Source organism: Halorientalis litorea (genome assembly GCF_023028225.1).
Taxonomy (GTDB): domain Archaea; phylum Halobacteriota; class Halobacteria; order Halobacteriales; family Haloarculaceae; genus Halorientalis; species Halorientalis litorea.
This window is the reverse complement of record NZ_CP095482.1, coordinates 1,944,723-1,962,322: the sequence shown is the minus strand read 5'-3', so window position 1 is coordinate 1,962,322 and position 17,600 is coordinate 1,944,723. Positions and strand designations below refer to the sequence as shown.

Below are 17,600 nucleotides of genomic sequence, written 5' to 3'. Positions count from 1 at the left end.
CGACGGTCACTCCAGCGGTTCGGACGCGGGCCGGTAGGCGCGGCTGACGACTTTCCACGTCCCGGTTCGGAACCGGAGGGCGTTGACGACCATCGGGACGGCCGTCTCGGCGACGAGTGCGGCCAGCAGTGCCACGCTCCCGAGCGGAGTGTAGACCCCGAGATAGGCGACGGGGACGGTGACGAGGTAGAGGCCGGCCAGCGTCGCCACGAACGGGACGCGCGTATCGCCCGCACCTCGGAGGGTCCCGGTGACGGACCCGTCGACACCGAGGGCGACGGCACTGACCGCGGCCACGGCGACGAACGTCGCCGTCGGTCCGACGGCAGTCCCGTCGACGAACACCGCCGCGATGGGGCGCGCGAGGGCGACGACCAGTGCCGCACCGAGGACGTAGACGACCAGCGAGAGCGCGGTGATTTCCCGGCCATACACCGCCGCGAGCGACTCGTCGCCGGCCCCCAGCGACTGGCCGACCAGCGTCGAGGCGGCGATGGAGAACCCCCAGCCGAAACTGTTGAGCAACTGCCTGACCTGCCGGGCGACACCGAGTGCGGCGAGCGTCACCGACCCGAACGACGACGCGACGGCCAACAGCGGGAACACGACGACGCCCTGTGCGACCCGGCGGGCGACCAGCGGTGCCGACACCGTGAGGAGTTGCCACGTCAGGTCCGCGCGCGGCATCGTCGCCCGGCCGACCGGGACCGGGCAGGCACCGCGTCCGGCGATGGTGCGGCCCGTGAGTCCCCACGCGAAGACGCTCGCGACGATGGCCGTCGAGACGGTCGTCCCGAGTGCAGCGCCGAGAACGCCGAGATCGGCACCGAACACGAGCGTCGCGCTGAGGACGACGTTGAGGGCGGCCCCCGTCGCACGGACCGTCATCGGCGTCACGGTGTCACCGACGCCGGCGTAGGTCCGGGACGCGACGAGGTTGAGGCCCTCGAACGCCAGCCCCGGGGCGACGACCACGAGGTACGTCACGCCGAACCCCGTGACCGAGGGGCCGCTACTGAGTGTCGCCACGAGCGGTTCGGCGACGAGAACGAAGACCGGGACGACGACGAGCGCCAGCCCGCCCGCGGCGAGCAGGCTCGTGAAGACGACCACTGCGGCGCGGTCGCGCTCCTCGCCGCCGTAGTTCTGGGAGACCATCGTGAGCGTGCCCCCGGCGAGGCCGATGAACGCGAGTTTGCCGAGGACCCAGTAGGCGTTGGCGACGGTGAGGCCGGCGACGGCGTCGGCACCGACCGCGAGGCCGACGACGGCGAGGTCGACCGTCCGCTTGGACATGATGGCGAAGCCGGTGAGAATCCGAGGCCACGCGAGGTCGACCGTTTCGCGGAGCCGCGACCGCTCGATGACGCCCGCACTCGCCAACAGTCCGGCCACCACGCGAGCGACTGCACGGAGTCGACGCACGGTCCCGGTTGTGACGGCACCGGCATACGGTTGTCGTCATCGACGGCGGGAAGCGAGCCAGCGGCGTCCGCTCGGAAAAGAGAACACCGGGGGCACCCGAGTCGACCGGTAGAATCGGTGTCGAGGTCAGGGCGTCCGAAAGACGCGGATGGTGTCGCGGTTGGTCGGCTCGGACAGCACTTGCGCGAAGCCGAGGTCGGTGAACACGCGCTTCCACTCGCGATAGTACAGCGGGAACTCGCCGTGGACGTAGTTGACCCTCTCGTCCGGACCGCGTTGCGGGCCGTTCCCCTCGTTCTCGGCGGTCACGAGCAGGTCGCTCGTGACGCGGGCGAGGTCCGCGAACACCCACTCGTTTTCCGGCGGGATGTGCTGGAGCGTCTCGACGGAGTAGACGACGTCGAACGCGCCGTCGTCGAACTCGGGAACGATGTCCTCGACGGCTCCCGTGTGGAACGTGCCCGTGTCGGCGAGTGCCGGGAAGTGGTCCGCCATCACCTCGAACGATTCGTCGTTGATGTCGATGCCGGTGAGGTCCTCGAACCCTTCCTCACGGAGACGGGCCAGATGGCGGCCGGAGCTACAGCCGACTTCGAGGATGGCGGCGTCCTCGTGGGTGTAGTACGACAGCGCGGTCGCAATCGTGTCGGTGACTTCGTTCGCCCCGATTTCGGCGTAGTAGGCGGGTGAGTACTCCCCCGACCGGTCGGCCCAACTGCGGTGTGTTTCCTCGGAGTCCATGTCGGAGCCGACGTGACGCGGACGGTAAGATACCTCGGTTGTCCGCACGGGCGCACACGACCGTAAGACTGGACTGGACACTGGCGTGATTACTGCAGGCCCAACTCGGAGGTGTTCGACATCGAGTTGCCCGGCCGGGGGACGCCCTTGACCGTCACCGTCTCGCCGGTCATGAACGCGGCGGCGGGCGAGACCAGAAACTGCACCACGTCGGCGATGTCCTCGCCGTACCCGATGCGGCGGTCGACCTGCTCGCGCGGGGGCATGTCCTCGCTGGAGATGCCGAGCGTCTCCGCGACGCCCGGCGTCTGGATGAGGCCGGGCGCGACACAGTTGACACGGACCCCATCCTCGGCCCACTCCGTCGCCACCGTCTCCGTCAGGCGGATGATGGCGGCCTTGGCCGCGCCGTAGTGGCTCTCCCCGGGCGCGGCGTGCTGGCCGTTGACACTCGCCATGTTGACGATGCGGCCGCCGCCGTCCTCGCGCATCGCCTCACCGGCGACCTGCATCCCGTGGACCGTCCCCATCAGGTTCAGGTCGACGATGGTCTCGAAGCCGTTGGGAGAAATGTCCTCGAAGGGGGCGACGAACTCCCCGCCCGCGTTGTTCACGAGGATGTCGAGTCCGCCGAACTCCTCGACGGTGGCCTCGACGAACGCCTCGACGGCCTCGCGTTCGCGGACGTTACACTCGACGGCGAGACACTGGCCTTCGGCGGCCTCGTTGATTGCCTCGGCCACGGGGTCGACCCGTTCCTGTGCCCGCGAACAGATGGCGACGTTCGCGCCGCCCGCCGCCAGCGTCTCCGCGATAGCGCGCCCGATGCCCTGACTCGCGCCGGTCACGATTGCCGTCTCACCAGCCACGTCGAAGTCCGCTTCGTGCATGGACGCATCCACCGGCCGGAAGGCCCATCACTCTACCGGTGAGACAGGGGACGTGTTCGCTCGGCAACACCCGCGTCGGCGTGTCGCAAGGGCTTTTGCCCACGTGTGCGGACGACGGAAGCGATGACGAGCGAGGCGCGGCGGCGCGCGTACGGGTTGGTCGTCGCCGGAGCGTTCAGCTACACCTGTCTGTTGTTCGTCTGGTTCACGCTTCCGGCGTACCTCTCGACAATCATCGAGGAGGTGGGACTCACCGGCACGGAGGCGGGCCTGCTCGCCGGCGCGGTGCCGCTGACCTACATCCCGCTCGCGCTGTTCTCGGGGCTGGCGGTGGACCGCATCGGGCCGGCCCGGAGCCTCGCCACCGGGTTGGTCGTCTTCGGCGTCGCCCAAATCGCTCGAAGCGTCGCCGGTGGGTTCCCGACCCTGCTCGCGGCCACCGTCGGCATCGGCGTCGGCGCGACGGCCATCACGTTCGGCCTGCCGAAACTCGTCGCCGTCCTCTTCCCGCCCGAGGAGACGGGACTGCCCTCCTCGCTGTACCTCGTCGGGTCCTCGGCGGGGACGGCGGCGGCGTTCGGCCTCGGCCGCCCCGTCCTCGGCCCGGCACTCGGCGGGTGGCGGCCGCTGTTTCTCTGGAGCGGCGTCGTCGCCGTGGGCTACGCCGTCGTCTGGCTGGCACTCGCCCGCCTCGCGGGCCTGACCGGCCGGGAAACCGAGGACGACGCGGCCTTCACGCCGGGGTCCATCACGGCGGACGCGCGGGCGGTACTGGCCCACCGCGAACTCAGGCTGGTAGTCCTCGTCGGTGTGACCTACCTGCTGGTCATCCACGGGCTACAGGGGTGGCTCCCGACGATACTGGAAGCACGCGGGCTCTCGCCGGGGCGGGCGGGCCAGACCACGACGTTGCTGGTCGGCGCGAACGTCGTCGGCATCCTCGCGATTCCAGCACTCGCCGACCGCTTCGACGCCCGACGGCTGGCCATCACGGCCTGCGGACTCGTCGCGTTCGCGGGCGTCGTCGGCGTCGTCACGGGTGGCGCGACGCTGCTCGCCGCGGCGGGCATCGTCGGCGCGGGGTTGGGCGTCGGCGGTCTCTCGCCGCTGGTGCGGGCGATTCCACCCGAACTGGAGGGTATCGGGCCGGGGCTGACCGGCGCGGCGGTCGGTCTCGTGTTCGCCGTCGGGGAGGTCGGTGGTTTCCTCGGACCCGTGACCGTCGGCGTCCTCCACGACCTCACGGGGTCGTACGTCCCCGGCCTCGCGGTGCTTGCCTGCGGTGGCATCGTGGCCGCGTTCGCGGGGGTCGGGATGCGACGGTGACGGCGCGGGCGGCATACTCAAGTGAGCGACGGCGCAGTGAGACAGTATGAGCGAGGAGTCGGGCGCGATACGGGAACTCGATGCGGCGACGGTCGAGCGCATCGCGGCCGGAGAGGTGGTCGAACGCCCCGCCTCCGCGGTGAAGGAGTTGGTCGAGAACAGCATCGACGCCGACGCCACCCGCGTCGAGGTAGCCGTCGAGTCCGGCGGGAAAGACGGGATTCGCGTGACCGACGACGGCGTCGGCATGTCCGAGTCAGAGGTCCGGGCCGCCGTCCGGGAACACACCACCTCGAAGATACGCGACATCGACGACCTCGAATCCGGCGTCGGGACGCTGGGCTTCCGCGGCGAGGCCCTCCACGCCATCGGTGCCGTCTCGCGGCTGACCATCGAGACCCGACCTCACGGCGGTACCCGGGGCACGCGTCTCCGCGTCGAGGGCGGCGAGGTGACGACGGTCGAACCCACGGGCTGTCCGGAGGGGACCACGGTCGAGATAGCGGACCTCTTCTTCAACGTCCCGGCCCGCCGGAAGTACCTGAAACAGGACGGGACGGAGTTCGCACACGTCAACACTGTCGTCACGGGCTACGCGTTGGCGAACCCGGACGTCCGCGTCAGCCTCGACCACGACGGGCGCGAGACGTTCGCCACGACGGGCGACGGCGACCTCCAGAGCGCGGTCATGTCGGTGTACGGCCGCGAGGTGGCGAGCGCGATGGTCCCCGTCGACGGGCCGGACGGGGGAGCCGAGGACGCCCCGCTCACGGACGTGTCGGGGCTTGTCAGCCACCCCGAGACCAACCGGGCGAGCGGGGAGTACGTCGCCACCTACGTCGACGGGCGGTACGTCCGCTCGACGGCGGTCAGGGACGCCGTGGTCGAAGCCTACGGGACGCAACTGGCACCCGACCGCTACCCCTTCACGGTCCTGTTCCTGTCGGTGCCGCCGGGGACCGTGGACGTGAACGTCCACCCACGCAAGACGGAGGTGCGGTTCGCGGACGAGGAGGGTGTCCGCAAGCAGGTCCGCAGTGCAGTCGAGACGGCCCTCCTCGAGGCGGGTATCCTCCGCTCGTCTGCCCCGCGGGGGCAGTCGGCCCCCGACCAGACCGAAATCAGCCCGGAACGGGACGGGCCGGACGACGAGGGTCGGGCAACGAGTGAAACTGTCGCGGACAACGACGAACGTGGTTCGGAAACGCAGGACGACCCGCCCACGCGTTCGGGCGAGGCCATCGGGCCGGGAGACATCCGTACCCGAGCGGACGCGGACCCGACCCCAGCGACGGACGAGGACAGCGACGAACCGCGGGAGACACCGACCACCGCGGACACGTCGGCAGGCGGCGGGTCGCGTGCGGACGACGCCCCAGAGCCACAGCGTACGGAGGACACCTCGGTGTCACAGCGTGCGGATGCGGACGCAGACAGTGACCATCACCGCCGGTTTCGCCCGGGCACGGAGCAGGCACGACTCGGTGACGACGAGGCGGTCGGTGCCGAGCGGGAGGCGTTCGACCGCCTGCCGTCGATGCGAGTCCTCGGGCAGTTCGACGGGACGTACGTCGTCGCCGAAACCGCGGACGGCCTCGTGTTGGTGGACCAGCACGCGGCCGACGAGCGGGTCAACTACGAGCGGTTGCGCGAGCGACTCGCGGGCGGGACGGACACGCAGGTGCTGGCCGACCCGGTGACACTCTCGCTGACGGCACGGGAGGCCGCGCTGGTCGCCGAGTACGAGGACGCGCTGGCGCGGCTGGGTTTTCGCGTGGACCTGACCGACGAGCGGACCGTGGCGGTGCGGACGGTGCCGGACCTCGTGGCCGAGGCGGCGGACCCGTCCCTGCTCCGGGAGGTGTTGTCGGCGTTCGTCACCGGCGAGTCGGCGGCCGCGGAGACGGTGGAGGCGGCGGCCGACGACCTGCTGGCGGACATGGCCTGCTACCCGTCGATAACGGGGAACACGTCGCTGACCGAGGGGTCGATTGGTGACCTCCTGCGGGCACTCGACGACTGTGAGAACCCGTGGGCCTGCCCGCACGGGCGGCCGGTCGTCGTGGAACTGGACCGCGACGAACTGGCGGCACGGTTCGAGCGGGACTACCCCGGGCACGGCGGCAGGCGGGACTGACGGGCAACCGCAGTCCAGCACCGCGTGCGAGTTATCCCCACGAACTAAGCCCCCCGGCTTCCATTGAGCGGACATGACAGAACTGGTGACATTCGGGGAGACGGCTCTCAGACTATCGCCGCCGGGGGACGGACGGTTGGAGACGACGGACGAACTCGACGTGTGGGCCTCGGGGGCGGCGAGCAACGTCGCCGTGACGGCGAGTCGACTCGGGACCGAGACGACGTGGACCTCGACGCTCGCGGACACGCCGCTGGGGCGGCGGGCGGTGTCCGAACTGCGTGGGCACGGTGTCACGACGGACCTGACGTGGACCGACGCCGACGAGAGCCGACAGGGGCTGACCTTCTTCGAGCGCGGGAACGAACCGCGCGGGAACCTCGTCCTCGACGACCGGCGCGGCACCGCCATCGAGTCGGTCGAACCGAGTCACCTCCCGATGGACGCGATACAGGAGGCCGGAGCCGTCTTCGTCAGCGGCGAGAGCATCGCGCTGGGTGACGCCGTCGCGGAGACGGCACTCGCCGCGCTCCGAGCAGCGAGCGGCGCGGCCGTCCTCGGCGTCGACCACCGACCGGACCTCTGGTCGGCCGAAGCGGCACGCGAGACGCTGACGGAGATGTTCCCGGCCGTCGATATCCTCGTCGTCAACGAGGAGCAGGCCGAGACGGTCCTGCAGGTGTCCGGCCGCCCCCCGGAAATCGCCCACCAAATCGGCTCCGAGTACGACTTCCAGACAGTCGTCATCACGCAGGGCGACCGGGGCGCGCTGGTCTGGCACGACGAGACGATTCACGACAGGGACGCCGTCGAGACGGAGCCAGTGGAGACGAGCGGCCAGCACGCGGCGTTCACCGGCGCGTACCTCGGGCGGCGCGTCGCGGGCGAGTCGGTGTCGGACGCGCTGACCCACGGCGTCGCGGCGGCGGCACTCAGCCGGACGATTCCCGGTCCGGTTCCGGCGGTCAACCCCGACGAGGTGGAACGCGTCGTCGAGACGATGGACGGCGGGTCGGGAGGCGGCGGGCGCAGCGGAATCCGGTAGCGGCCTCCCGAGCCGACCGTTCCGCTCCGGAGCGGAACGGTCACGTACGGAGCAGTCGGAACCCCGATTTAACACGAGTCGGCCGGTAGCGGACACATGGCAGACGCGAGCGGGGCGGCGTCCGACGAGGGCGCGGGACGGGAGGGAGACCCGAGTGTCCGCGCGACGGTTCGGCAGTTCCTCGCGTTGGAGCGTGACGTGTTCGTCCTCTCGCTGGCGATGTTCGCGTTCAGCCTCGGCTTCCAGATGACCGGACGGTACCTCCCACGGTACATGAGCGTCCTCGGGGCAGGGGGCGTGGCAATCGGGCTGTACGGGAGTGTGGGGAACCTCATCAGTGCCGTGTACCCCTATCCCGGCGGCGCGCTCTCGGACCGCGTCGGGTCGCGGTACGCGCTCACCCTGTTCGGCCTCGCCTCCACGGTGGGCTTTCTCGTCTGGGTCGCCGCGCCGCTGTTCGGGACTGTGACGGTCACGCTCCCCCCGCTCCCGCTGGTGAACGTCGAGACGGTGGTCCTCCCCGTCGGCGTCTTCCTCGGCCTCTTTCTGGCGCAGGCGTGGAAGTCCTTCGGCCTCGGGGCGACGTTCGCCGTCGTGAAACAGAGCGTGCCCCCCGAACGGCTCGCAACCGGGTTCGCCAGCACGGAGACGGTCCGGCGGCTGGCGTTCCTGCTCGGTCCCCTGCTGGCGGCCGGTCTCATCGCCGTGTTCGGGTTCGACGCCGGGTTCCGGGTGGTGTTGGTCGTCGCCGCCGTCGCGGGGCTGGTCGGCACCGTCGCCCAGCACGCCCTCTACGACGCCAGCGAGGACACCGTGGGCAAGTCCGCCGGCGGCGTCGCCGGGGTGGTCGCGGACCTCCGTGCGATGCCGCCGGAACTCCCGCCGCTGCTGGTGGGCGACACGCTCGTTCGCTTCGCCAACGGGATGGTGTACGTCTTCTTCGTCATCGTGGTCACGGAGTTTCTGGCCGTCGAGGCCACCCTGCCCGTCGTGGGCTACCTCTCCCCGGACGCGCTGTTCGGCGTCCTGTTGGCTGTGGAGATGGCCGTCGCACTCCTGAGCATGGTCCCGGTGGCGAAACTCGCGGAGCGCGTCGGTCTCAAGCCCGTCGTCGCCCTCGGGTTCGCCGTCTACGCCGTCTTCCCCGTCCTCCTGATTTCGGCCCCCGCGGACCCGCTGGTAGTCGGCCTGCTGTTCGCGTTCTCGGGGCTTCGCTTCGCCGGCCTGCCGGCCCACAAGGCACTCGTCGTCGGCCCCGCCGAGCAGGGTGCTGGCGGGCGGGTGACCGGTGCCTACTATCTCCTGCGCAACACGCTCGTCGTCCCGAGCGCGTTGCTCGGTGGGTGGCTCTACGACGCCTACTCGCCGGAGCTGGCCTTCGGCGTGGCCTCGGCCGTCGGCGTGGCCGGCGTGGCCGTCTTCCTCGTCTTCGGCGCGGAGTTCGAGGCCTCCCAGTGAGCGGCGTGTCGTCCTCTCACGTCTCGTCCGGGTCGTAGGGCCGGGCGTCGTCCACCGACGGCGCGCCGATAGCGAGGACGCGGACCGATTCGGTGGCGTCCTCGGGGTTGTGTGCCCGCTGTGGGTTGCCGGGTTCGACCACGAAGACGTGGTCCGTCTCGACGGTGAACGTCTCCGCGGGCGTCTCGACGTGGAGCGTGCCGTCGAGGACGTAGAACGCCTCGACCTGTTCGTCGTGGGAGTGGTACTTCAGCGGGAGTTGCTCGCCGGGGTCGGCCTCGTACACCCGGAGGCCGAGTTTCGCGTCCTGATACGGCAGGTCGGCCGCGTCGCTGACCGACCGCACGTCGACCGGCCGGTCGTCCCACTGGTCCAGTTCGGCGGGGTCGATGAGGTGGTAACCCATGCCACGTCTCGGACGGCCGGGTGCCTCAATCTTTGCCCCGTCGGGGCGGCGGCGAACCTGTCGCCGCGAGCAGCCTCAGCTCGTGGAGAACCCGCCGTCGACGACGAGGCCGTGGCCGGTAATCCACGACGCCTCGTCTGAGGCCAGAAAGAGGATGGCGTCGGCTATCTCCTCGGGTTCGCCGAGGCGTTTCAGCGGGTACTCCGCTTCCATCTTCTCGCGGGCGGCCGCCGGGTCGTCCTGCCCGGCGAAGAACTTCTCGGCCAGCGGCGTGTCGGTGAAGCCCGGACAGACGGTGTTGGCCCGGACGCCGTAGGGGCCGGCCTCGGCCGCGATGGCGCGCGTGAAGTTCAGGACCGCACCCTTCGACAGGGAGTATGCCGCCTGCTTCGGGAGGCCGAGAATCGACGCCAGTGACCCCACGTTGACGATAGCACCGTGACCCTGCTCTTTCAGCACCGGGAGGGCCGCGCCACAGCCGTTCCAGACGCCCTTGACGTTCACGTCGAGGACGAACTCGAACATGCTGTCGGCCACGTCCTCCATGCTCTCGGGCGGGTGGCCGACGCCGGCGTTGTTGACCATCACGTCGAGGCCGTGGTCCTCGGCCACGTCCAGTACCACCTCGTCGAAGGCGTCGCCGTCGGTCACGTCGAGTTTCCGGAACTCCGCACCGCCCGCGTCCGCGTCCTCGATGTGAGCGACGGTCTCCTCGCCGCCGTCCTCGTCCACGTCGGTGACGACGACGTACGCCCCTTCGCTGGCACAGCGTTTCGCCGCCGCGCGGCCGATTCCTGACCCTGCACCCGTCACGAACACGGTGTCGTCTTCGAGTCGCATGGCCCCACCCACAGCCGCCGCGCCAATAAAACTACCAGTTGGTGTGAAAGCTCGCCATCCAGTTTACAGAGTAAGTATTTCACGCCGAGACGCTACCAGTTGAAACGCCCTCAGTCGTCGAGCGCGGGCGTCGCCGCGCAGTTGTTCGGGCCGAGTTCCATCTCGAAGGCCTCGTCGTCGGCCGCGGCTTCGAGGCCGAGGTTCGTGGCGACGACGCGCTCGTAGTTCGCTGGCTGGGGCGGCATGTCGCGGACGACGCGGGCGACGAACTCGCTACGGTCCATCTCGAAGACGGGGAGCCGCTCGCGCAACTCGCCCAGCGTGGCGGTGTGGCTGCCGTCCGGAGCGGCCGTCGCCGCGTCGCTGTAGTGTCCGGGGGCGACGAGCGTGTCGTCCGGGAACTCGGCGAGGCGGTCGGTCAGTGACTCGTGGAGTCGCGCCGCGAGTGCCTCCGCGCCCCCGTCACCGCGCTGGAGGTCCGGCCGAGCGACGCTCTCGGTGAACAGGCTGTCGCCGGAGAGCAACACGTCGCCGACGGCGACAGCGGTCATGCCCGTGGTGTGCCCCGGGAGGTGGACGAACCGGAGCGTCGCGTCCCCGACGGTCAGTTCCTCGCCGTCGATGACCGTCGTCACGTCGTAGTCGGCACCGCGTTCGGCCGACAGTCGCGGCATGAGGCGGGCGGCCCCCGTCTCGTCGGCCAGTTCCCGCAGGCCGCTGACGTGGTCGGCGTGGACGTGCGTGTCGAAGACTGTGGTTATGTCGGCCCCCCGTTCTGCCGCATCCGAAACGTAGCGGTCGGTGAACGCACGGAGCGGGTCCACGACGGCCGCCTCGCCGCTGGCGACGACTGCGTAGGAGAGACAACCACTCGCTGGGCGGCGGTACTGTAGGACCGTCGGGTCGGTCGAGATTTCGGTCGCCTGATACACCCGTGCCCACCCGCGCATTCCCTCTGCGAGGTTGCGGGCGTCGATACCCACGTCCCGAAGGAGTTCGGCCACGTGGTCGCTCGCCTCACCGCGGCCACAGACGACGGTGATGGGACCGTCGCCGTCGATGCCGGCCGCGAGGTCAGCCACGCCGTCAGTGACCTCCGCCTGTATCCACTTGCTGTTTGGAATCTGCGTCGCAGTGACGCCGGGGCCGTCGATGTGCCACTCCTCGAACTCGTCGCGGTTGCGCACGTCGAGCAGTCGGACGGCCTCGCCGGCGTCGATGCGGTCCGCGAGTGCCGCCGGAGTCAAGGCGTCGGAGTCGGTCATGCACGCCGGTACGGCCGCCCGGCGAATAAACGACCCGGCGGGAGAACTATGAGCGGGCCGGTGGTAGAGCCGACATGGACGCCGAAACGTTTCTCGACAGCGTGAGCGACGAGGAGTACACCGCAATCGAACGCCTCGGGTCGGACAAGGCACTCATCGCGGCCACCGACGCGACGCTCGAAACGGCCGTCGTCCTGCGCGTGGTCGCCGCGACGGAGCAGGCACTCCACGAGACGACGACGGAGTGGGCGGAGATGGCCGAGAACACGGCGGCACGGGACCTGTTCGAGCGCGTGGCCGCCGCGGCGGCGAACCGCGCCGAGGCGGTTGTCGCCGAACTCGACGACGAGACAGTCCCCCCCGCCGAGACGTTCCCCGCCGCCGACGTGGCCGTCGCCGACGACGTGGAACGGGTCGCCGCGCTGGTCGGGCAGGCCGTCGTCGCCCAGCGGACGCTCCTGCAGGCGGTGAACTTCTTCGTCAACGAGGCCGACGAGCGGCGAGCGGGCCTCCTGCGGGACCAGCGGAGTGCGGCCAGCAACCGCGCCGACGACGGCGCGGCGACGCTCGAATCCCTCTGTGCCGACGACGGCGACTGGGAGCGGGCACTCGACACCGCCTGCGACGTGGTCGACGCCGCCTACGGCATCTACGTGTCCCGTCTCGAAGCAATGGGTGTCGACCCCAAGCCCGTCTGTTAACGCTCGCCGCTCTCGGCACCCTCGGGCGGGTCGTCTTGGAACGCGGCGACGGCCGCGCGGAACTCGTCGGGAATCCGCGTCGGCTCCTCGGTGTCGGCGTCGACGGCGACGTGGGTGACGGTCCCCTCGGCGAGCAACACGCCGTCGTCCGTCCGGCGGGCGACGTACTCGGAGGTCATGCTCGACTCGCCGACAGTCGCCACGCGCAGGCCGTGGGTCAACTCGTCGCCGAACCCCGCCTGCCCGCGGTAGTCGATGTCGACGTTCACCACGTGGATGTCCCAGCCGGCGGCTTCGATGTCCGCGTAGCTGTACCCGATTTCGCGGAAGAACTGCGAGACCGTCTCGTCCTGAAAGGTGACGTAGTTGGCGTAGAAGACGACGCCCTGCCGGTCCGTCTCCTCGAACCGGACGCGGTTCTCCCAGATGGTGGGGAGGTCCATAGCGTGGGAGGTGCGGCCGCGAAGTTACCTCTTACGCCTCCTCGATGGTGCCGAGGACGCGCTGTGAGAACTCCGTCTCGGTCACCTCACCCGTCGCGAGTTCGTGGAACCACTCGGCGTCTGCGTGCCACGTCCCGAGTCGGTCACCGTCCAAATCAGTGACGGTGCCGTCCACGTCGACCGGGTCCCACCCCTCCTCGCGCAGGTCACGCAGGAGGTTGAGTACCCGGCCGATGTCGCGGTGTGGGACGCCGTCGGTGGCGTGGACCGTCTCGTAGGTGACCACCAGCGTCTCCTCGCCGTGGGTCAGTCCGGTGACGTAGATGCCGTGGCTCAGGAGGCGGTTCTCGATGCGGTCGTCGATGTCCTCCGGCGCGGCCATACGCTACGTACGGAAACGAACGGCTTGTGCCTTCGGGCGGACAGTCAGGCACCCGACGGCCGCGGGCGGTCGTACTCGTCTCTGAGCGTGTTCGCCAGCAGGCCGTCCTTCTGGAGGGTAAAGTAGAGCGCGACGAACGGATGGGTCTCGGGACGGATGACGAACACCTCGTACGGCGGTTCGGCACCGCCGTCTTCGAGTTTGTCCAGCATCGGCTCGATGGTCATCCGACCCGTTCTGAACGAGTCGAACACGTCCCGTTCGCCGCGCTGTTTCGCCACCGTGTAGACGACGCCGTTGGCCTCGCCGTCCGTCCCGTAGGTCACGTCCGAGGCGATTGGTTCCCGGTCACGAGTGCTCTGCTGGAAGGTGCGCTCGGCCTGGTCGAAGATGTCCGGCGTGCCGTCCACGAAGACGAACAGCGTCTCCCGTTCGACCGACAGGTCGGCGAACGCGGGGCCGTCGTCCTCGGCCCAGTCGAGCGTCGCGGCGACGAGATAGCCCGGCCGTAAGCCGTCGACTGTCGATTGGAGCGCGTCGTCGTAGCCGTCGGCCCGCACGGTAATCGGGTCCTCGGTGCCGCGTTCGACGAGGCGGATGCTCTCCCCCCGGTCGCTCTCGAAGACGCGGTACGTGCCGGATTCCGTCCTCGTCATACGCCGGGGTAGACGGTCACGGCCTAAAGCACCGCCGATAGGCGACGGCCCCGCGGCGGGGTTTTTGCCCGTCCGGGCACAAGACCGAGTATGAACGTCGTCTCGCTCCTCCCCTCGGCCACCGAAATCGTCTACGCGCTGGGACTCGACCCCGTCGGCGTCTCCCACGAGTGTGACTACCCGCCCGAAGCGACCGAGAAGCCGACGGTCAATCGCTCGCGAGTCGACCCGGAGGCGAGCAGTTCAGAGATAAACGAACAGGTCGCGACAGCCGAAGACGACGGCGGCGTGTACGCAATCGACCGCGAGACGCTGGCGACGCTCGACCCGGACCTCGTCGTCTCGCAGGGCATCTGTGACGTGTGTGCCGTCGACGAGGTACTCGTCCGGGAGGCAGTCGACGAACTCGGACTCGACGCCGCCGTGCTGACGACGGACCCGCACAGTCTCGACGACGTGTTCACGGACATCCAGCGTCTCGGCGACGCGACGGGGCGGAGCGAGCGAGCGCGGGAACTGGTCGCCGACCTCCGGGAGCGCGTCGCGGCCGTCGAGCGCACGGCCACGGCACACGTGAGCGAACGGCCGAGCGTCGCCGTGTTGGACTGGATGGACCCCGTGATGGTCGCGGGCCACTGGATTCCCGAGATGGTCGAGACGGCCGGCGGCGAGTACGGCCTCGCCGACCCCGGCGCGCGCTCCCGTCCCCGCGAGTGGCGCGAGATTCGGGAGTACGACCCGGACGTCCTCGTCGCCGCCCCCTGTGGGTTCGGCCTCGACCAGACCATCGAGAACATCGGTGACCTGACCGACCGCGAGGGGTGGGCGGACCTGACCGCCGTCCGCGAGGGGCGAGTGTACGCCCTCGACGGCCACCACTACGTGAACCGCCCGGGGCCGCGACTCGTCGAGACGCTGGAGTTTCTCGCGGGGGTGTGTCACCCCGACACGTTCGCGTCCCCGCCGTCGGACGTGGCCCGGTCGCTCACAGAGGTCACGGCGTAGATGCTCGCCCTGTCGCGTGCGGCGTACGACGCGGTCATCGACCACGCACGGACCGGGGCACCGGAGGAGGTGTGCGGCGTCCTCGGCGGGGACCACGGGGACGGGGAGAGCGAGGTCGACAGCGCGCTCCGAGCCACGAACGTCGCCGACAGCCCCCGGGCCGCCTACGAACTCGACCCCGCGGAGCAACTCGACCTGATGCGGACCGTCGAGGACGCGGGCCGCGAGGTTGTCGGGTTCTACCACTCACACCCCGCCGGGCCGCCGACACCGAGCGAGACGGACAGAGAGCAGGCGACGTGGGTGGGCTACGTCTACGTCATCGTTTCCCTCGACGGCGAGTATCCGTACGTCGGCGCGTGGCGGTGGACCGGGGCGGCGTTCGAGCGGGAGGCCGTCGCGGTCAGCGGCGGCGGGGACGCGTCACGGTAGCGGCGGGAGAGAACGACGCGGCCGACGGCTCAGTCCGCACCGATGGCGCACGTCTCGACGTACTCCACCTCCGCGACGGAGTCGATGGCGGGGTCGTCGCCACAGACCGGGCAGTCCGGGTTGGGTTGGATGGGAACCTCCTCGAAGTCCATCGCCATCGCGTCGTAGAAGAGGAGGCGGCCGTCGAGCAACTCGCTCTCGTCGGCGAGACCCGCGTCTTCGAGTATCCACTTGACCGTCTCCGTGGCCTGAATGCACCCGACGGTTCCGGGGAGGACGCCCAGCACGCCCGCCTCCGAGCAGTCGGGAATCTCCCCGGCGGGCGGTGCCTCGGGGAACAGACAGCGGTAACACGGCGAGTCCGCACGCTGTGCGAACGTCGTCACCTGCCCCTCGAAGCGGTAGATTGCACCGTGAGAGAACGGCTGTCCGGCGAGCGTGCAGGCGTCGTTTATCAGAAAGCGCGTCTCGAAGTTGTCGCTGGCGTCGACCACGAAGTCGTAGTCCGCGATGAACGCCTCGACGTTGTCGGCCGTGACCCGCACCTCGTGAGGGTCGACGGTCACGTCGGGGTTCAGGTCGGCGACGAACTCGGCGGCACTCTCGACTTTCGGGCGGCCCACGTCGGCGTCGGCGTGGACGATTTGCCGCTGGAGGTTGCTCCGCTCGACAGCGTCGGCGTCGGCGATGCCCACCCGACCGACGCCCGCGGCCGCGAGGTACTGAATCACGGGGGAGCCGAGACCGCCCGCGCCGACGACGAGGACGCTGGCATCGAGCAGGGCCTTCTGTCCGTCCGGCCCGAGGTCCTCCATGATGATGTGCCGGGAGTAGCGGTCCAGTTGCGTCGGGTCGAGGTTCAGGTCGCTCATACGCGGGCTTGGACGCCGGCGGGAATAAGCGGCCGGGGCGTGAGTGCGAACGCTACGCGAGCGACCGGCCTCAGAGGTCGTAGAGGTCGCCGAACTTCCCGGTGGCGTAGTCGAGGAAGTAGTCCGCAGTCAGGTCCTCGCCGGTGGCCTCCCGAATCAGCGCGTCCGTCTCGTACCGACAGCCGTGACTGTGGACGTTCTCGGTCAGCCAGTCGTGGAGGGTGCCGAACTCGCCGGCGTGGATGTCCTCGTCGAGTGACCCGAGGTCCGCCTCGGCGGCCGCGAACACCTGTGCCGCGAGGACGCTCCCCAGCGAGTAGGTCGGGAAGTAGCCGAACGCGCCGTTCGTCCAGTGGATGTCCTGCAGACAGCCCTCGGCGTCGGTGTCCGGGCGGACGCCGAGGTACTCCTCCATCTTGTCGTTCCAGACGGCGGGGACTTCGGCCACGTCGAGGTCGCCGCGCACGAGGTCACGCTCGATTTCGAACCGGAGGATGATGTGCATGTGGTAGGTGAGTTCGTCGGCCTCGACGCGAATGAGATTCGCGGGGTCCACCTGATTGGCCGCCTCGTGGAGCGTCGCAGGGTCGGCGTCGACGCCGAGGTGGTCGTTCACCCGCGGGGCGAGGAAGTCCCAGAACGGCCGCGAGCGGCCGACGTGGTTCTCCCAGAGCCGGGACTGTGACTCGTGGACGGTCAAGTCGCGGGACTCGCCCAGCGGCGTCCCGTAGTGGTCCTGCGGGAGGCCGAGCGTGTAGGTGGCGTGGCCGAACTCGTGGATGGTCGAGCCGAGGGCGTCCAGCGGGTCCTCGGGGGCGAAGCGGGTGGTCACCCGGGCGTCGAACTGCGTGCCCATCGAGAACGGGTGGGGTGCGGTGTCGAGGCGGCCGCGGTCCCAGTCGTAGCCCAGTTCGTCCAGTGCCTCGCGGACGAGTGCCCGCTGTGTGTCCTCGTCGTACGTTCCGTCGAACGGGTCGGCGAGGGTGCGGTCGCTCTCCGCGATGGCGTCTATCAGCGGGACGAGTTCGTCCCGCAGGCGTTCGAGGATTCGCTCGGCGGTGTCGATGTCCAGATACGGCTCGTACTCCTCGAACAGCACCTCGTAGGGGTCGCGGTCCGGGTCGATGTGGTCGGCGTACTCGCGTTTGAGGTTCAGGATCTCCTCCAGCGTGGGCGCGAAGGCGTCGAAATCGTCCTCGCCTTTGGCCTGCTCCCAGACCGGGAGGGCGTTGGAGGTCGTTTCGGAAATCTCCTCCACGAGGTCGCCCGGGACGCGGGTGGCGCGCTCGTGTTCCCGCCGGATTTCGCGGACGGTGGCCGCCTGCTCGGCGTCCAGTTCGGCGGCCTCCAGGTCGTCCAGATAGTCCGAGAGGGCGTCGTCGGTCAGCATCTCGTGGTGGACCGCCGAGAGCGCGGCGGTCTGCTGTGAGCGGGCGGGCGTCCCGCCCTCGGGCATCATCACCTGCTGGTCCCAGTTGAGGAGGCCGGCGGCGTTCCCGACGTTGGTCATCCGTCGAACGTGGTCGGTGAACTGCTCGTACGTGTCCCCCGTCGTGGCGTTCTCACTCATCGTCGG

18 protein-coding genes are annotated in these 17,600 nt (G+C 69.7%); 7 read left to right on the top strand and 11 right to left on the bottom strand.

Translation table 11 applies throughout. The annotated features are described in order from the left end of the window. Positions 1-6: 6 nt before the first annotated feature. The 3 genes from MUG95_RS10600 to MUG95_RS10590 form a co-directional block, all read right to left on the bottom strand. Positions 7-1,425 (bottom strand): MATE family efflux transporter, encoded by a 1,419-nt coding sequence (locus MUG95_RS10600; protein ID WP_247006553.1) that lies wholly within the window; start codon positions 1,423-1,425, stop codon positions 7-9. Positions 1,426-1,551: 126 nt separating this feature from the next. Beyond that, on the bottom strand, positions 1,552-2,166 hold the full coding sequence (locus MUG95_RS10595) for a class I SAM-dependent methyltransferase (RefSeq protein ID WP_247006551.1): 615 nt from the start codon (positions 2,164-2,166) through the stop codon (positions 1,552-1,554). A gap of 89 nt (positions 2,167-2,255) precedes the next feature. Beyond that, on the bottom strand, positions 2,256-3,056 hold the full coding sequence (locus MUG95_RS10590; RefSeq protein ID WP_247006549.1) for an SDR family NAD(P)-dependent oxidoreductase: 801 nt from the start codon (positions 3,054-3,056) through the stop codon (positions 2,256-2,258). 123 nt (positions 3,057-3,179) lie between these two features. Here MUG95_RS10590 and MUG95_RS10585 point away from each other — a divergent pair, with 123 nt between their 5' ends. The 4 genes from MUG95_RS10585 to MUG95_RS10570 all read left to right on the top strand — a co-directional run bounded on the left by MUG95_RS10585 (position 3,180) and on the right by MUG95_RS10570 (position 9,022). Next, entirely contained in the window at positions 3,180-4,382 is a 1,203-nt protein-coding gene (locus tag MUG95_RS10585; RefSeq protein ID WP_247006547.1) for an MFS transporter, read from the top strand. A gap of 46 nt (positions 4,383-4,428) precedes the next feature. Next, positions 4,429-6,519: a DNA mismatch repair endonuclease MutL gene (mutL, locus tag MUG95_RS10580; RefSeq protein ID WP_247006545.1), complete on the top strand. Its 2,091-nt coding sequence runs from the start codon at positions 4,429-4,431 to the stop codon at positions 6,517-6,519. 73 nt (positions 6,520-6,592) lie between these two features. Beyond that, positions 6,593-7,564: a sugar kinase gene (locus MUG95_RS10575; protein WP_247006519.1), complete on the top strand. Its 972-nt coding sequence runs from the start codon at positions 6,593-6,595 to the stop codon at positions 7,562-7,564. A gap of 96 nt (positions 7,565-7,660) precedes the next feature. Then, positions 7,661-9,022, top strand: a complete 1,362-nt coding sequence (locus MUG95_RS10570) for an MFS transporter (protein ID WP_247006517.1) — start codon at positions 7,661-7,663, stop codon at positions 9,020-9,022. 16 nt (positions 9,023-9,038) lie between these two features. Here MUG95_RS10570 and MUG95_RS10565 read toward each other — a convergent pair whose 3' ends face one another. From MUG95_RS10565 to MUG95_RS10555, 3 genes are all read right to left on the bottom strand, one after another. Continuing rightward, a complete protein-coding gene (locus tag MUG95_RS10565; RefSeq protein ID WP_247006503.1) occupies positions 9,039-9,428 on the bottom strand; it encodes a cupin domain-containing protein in 390 nt (129 codons plus the stop codon). Positions 9,429-9,503: 75 nt separating this feature from the next. Continuing rightward, positions 9,504-10,268, bottom strand: coding sequence for an SDR family NAD(P)-dependent oxidoreductase (locus tag MUG95_RS10560; RefSeq protein WP_247006501.1), 765 nt, complete (start codon positions 10,266-10,268; stop codon positions 9,504-9,506). A gap of 110 nt (positions 10,269-10,378) precedes the next feature. Beyond that, complete coding sequence (locus tag MUG95_RS10555; RefSeq protein ID WP_247006499.1) at positions 10,379-11,533, bottom strand: MBL fold metallo-hydrolase; 1,155 nt, start codon at positions 11,531-11,533, stop codon at positions 10,379-10,381. 74 nt (positions 11,534-11,607) lie between these two features. On the opposite strand from MUG95_RS10555, the gene MUG95_RS10550 reads away from it, so the two are divergent. Further along, positions 11,608-12,234, top strand: coding sequence for a hypothetical protein (locus tag MUG95_RS10550; protein WP_247006497.1), 627 nt, complete (start codon positions 11,608-11,610; stop codon positions 12,232-12,234). On the opposite strand, the gene MUG95_RS10545 is transcribed toward MUG95_RS10550, so the two are convergent. The 3 genes from MUG95_RS10545 to MUG95_RS10535 are packed head-to-tail and all read right to left on the bottom strand — an operon-like array spanning position 12,231 to position 13,715. Beyond that, positions 12,231-12,677 (bottom strand): acyl-CoA thioesterase, encoded by a 447-nt coding sequence (locus MUG95_RS10545; RefSeq protein ID WP_247006494.1) that lies wholly within the window; start codon positions 12,675-12,677, stop codon positions 12,231-12,233. The two genes, MUG95_RS10550 and MUG95_RS10545, sit on opposite strands and share 4 nt — an antisense overlap. A gap of 31 nt (positions 12,678-12,708) precedes the next feature. Further along, positions 12,709-13,059, bottom strand: a complete 351-nt coding sequence (locus tag MUG95_RS10540) for a DUF8159 domain-containing protein (protein WP_247006492.1) — start codon at positions 13,057-13,059, stop codon at positions 12,709-12,711. 44 nt (positions 13,060-13,103) lie between these two features. Next, on the bottom strand, positions 13,104-13,715 hold the full coding sequence (locus tag MUG95_RS10535; protein ID WP_247006489.1) for a DUF6663 family protein: 612 nt from the start codon (positions 13,713-13,715) through the stop codon (positions 13,104-13,106). A 90-nt stretch (positions 13,716-13,805) separates the two neighbouring features. Between MUG95_RS10535 and MUG95_RS10530 the strand changes: the two genes are divergently transcribed. After that, positions 13,806-14,720 (top strand): BtuF-related (seleno)protein, encoded by a 915-nt coding sequence (locus MUG95_RS10530; protein ID WP_247006487.1) that lies wholly within the window; start codon positions 13,806-13,808, stop codon positions 14,718-14,720. Further along, complete coding sequence (locus MUG95_RS10525) at positions 14,721-15,152, top strand: desampylase (RefSeq protein ID WP_247006485.1); 432 nt, start codon at positions 14,721-14,723, stop codon at positions 15,150-15,152. A gap of 29 nt (positions 15,153-15,181) precedes the next feature. Here MUG95_RS10525 and ubaA read toward each other — a convergent pair whose 3' ends face one another. Continuing rightward, positions 15,182-16,024 (bottom strand): SAMP-activating enzyme E1, encoded by an 843-nt coding sequence (gene ubaA, locus MUG95_RS10520; protein WP_247006483.1) that lies wholly within the window; start codon positions 16,022-16,024, stop codon positions 15,182-15,184. A 70-nt stretch (positions 16,025-16,094) separates the two neighbouring features. Further along, a complete protein-coding gene (locus MUG95_RS10515) occupies positions 16,095-17,594 on the bottom strand; it encodes a carboxypeptidase M32 (RefSeq protein WP_247006481.1) in 1,500 nt (499 codons plus the stop codon). Between the last annotated feature and the right edge of the window lie 6 nt (positions 17,595-17,600).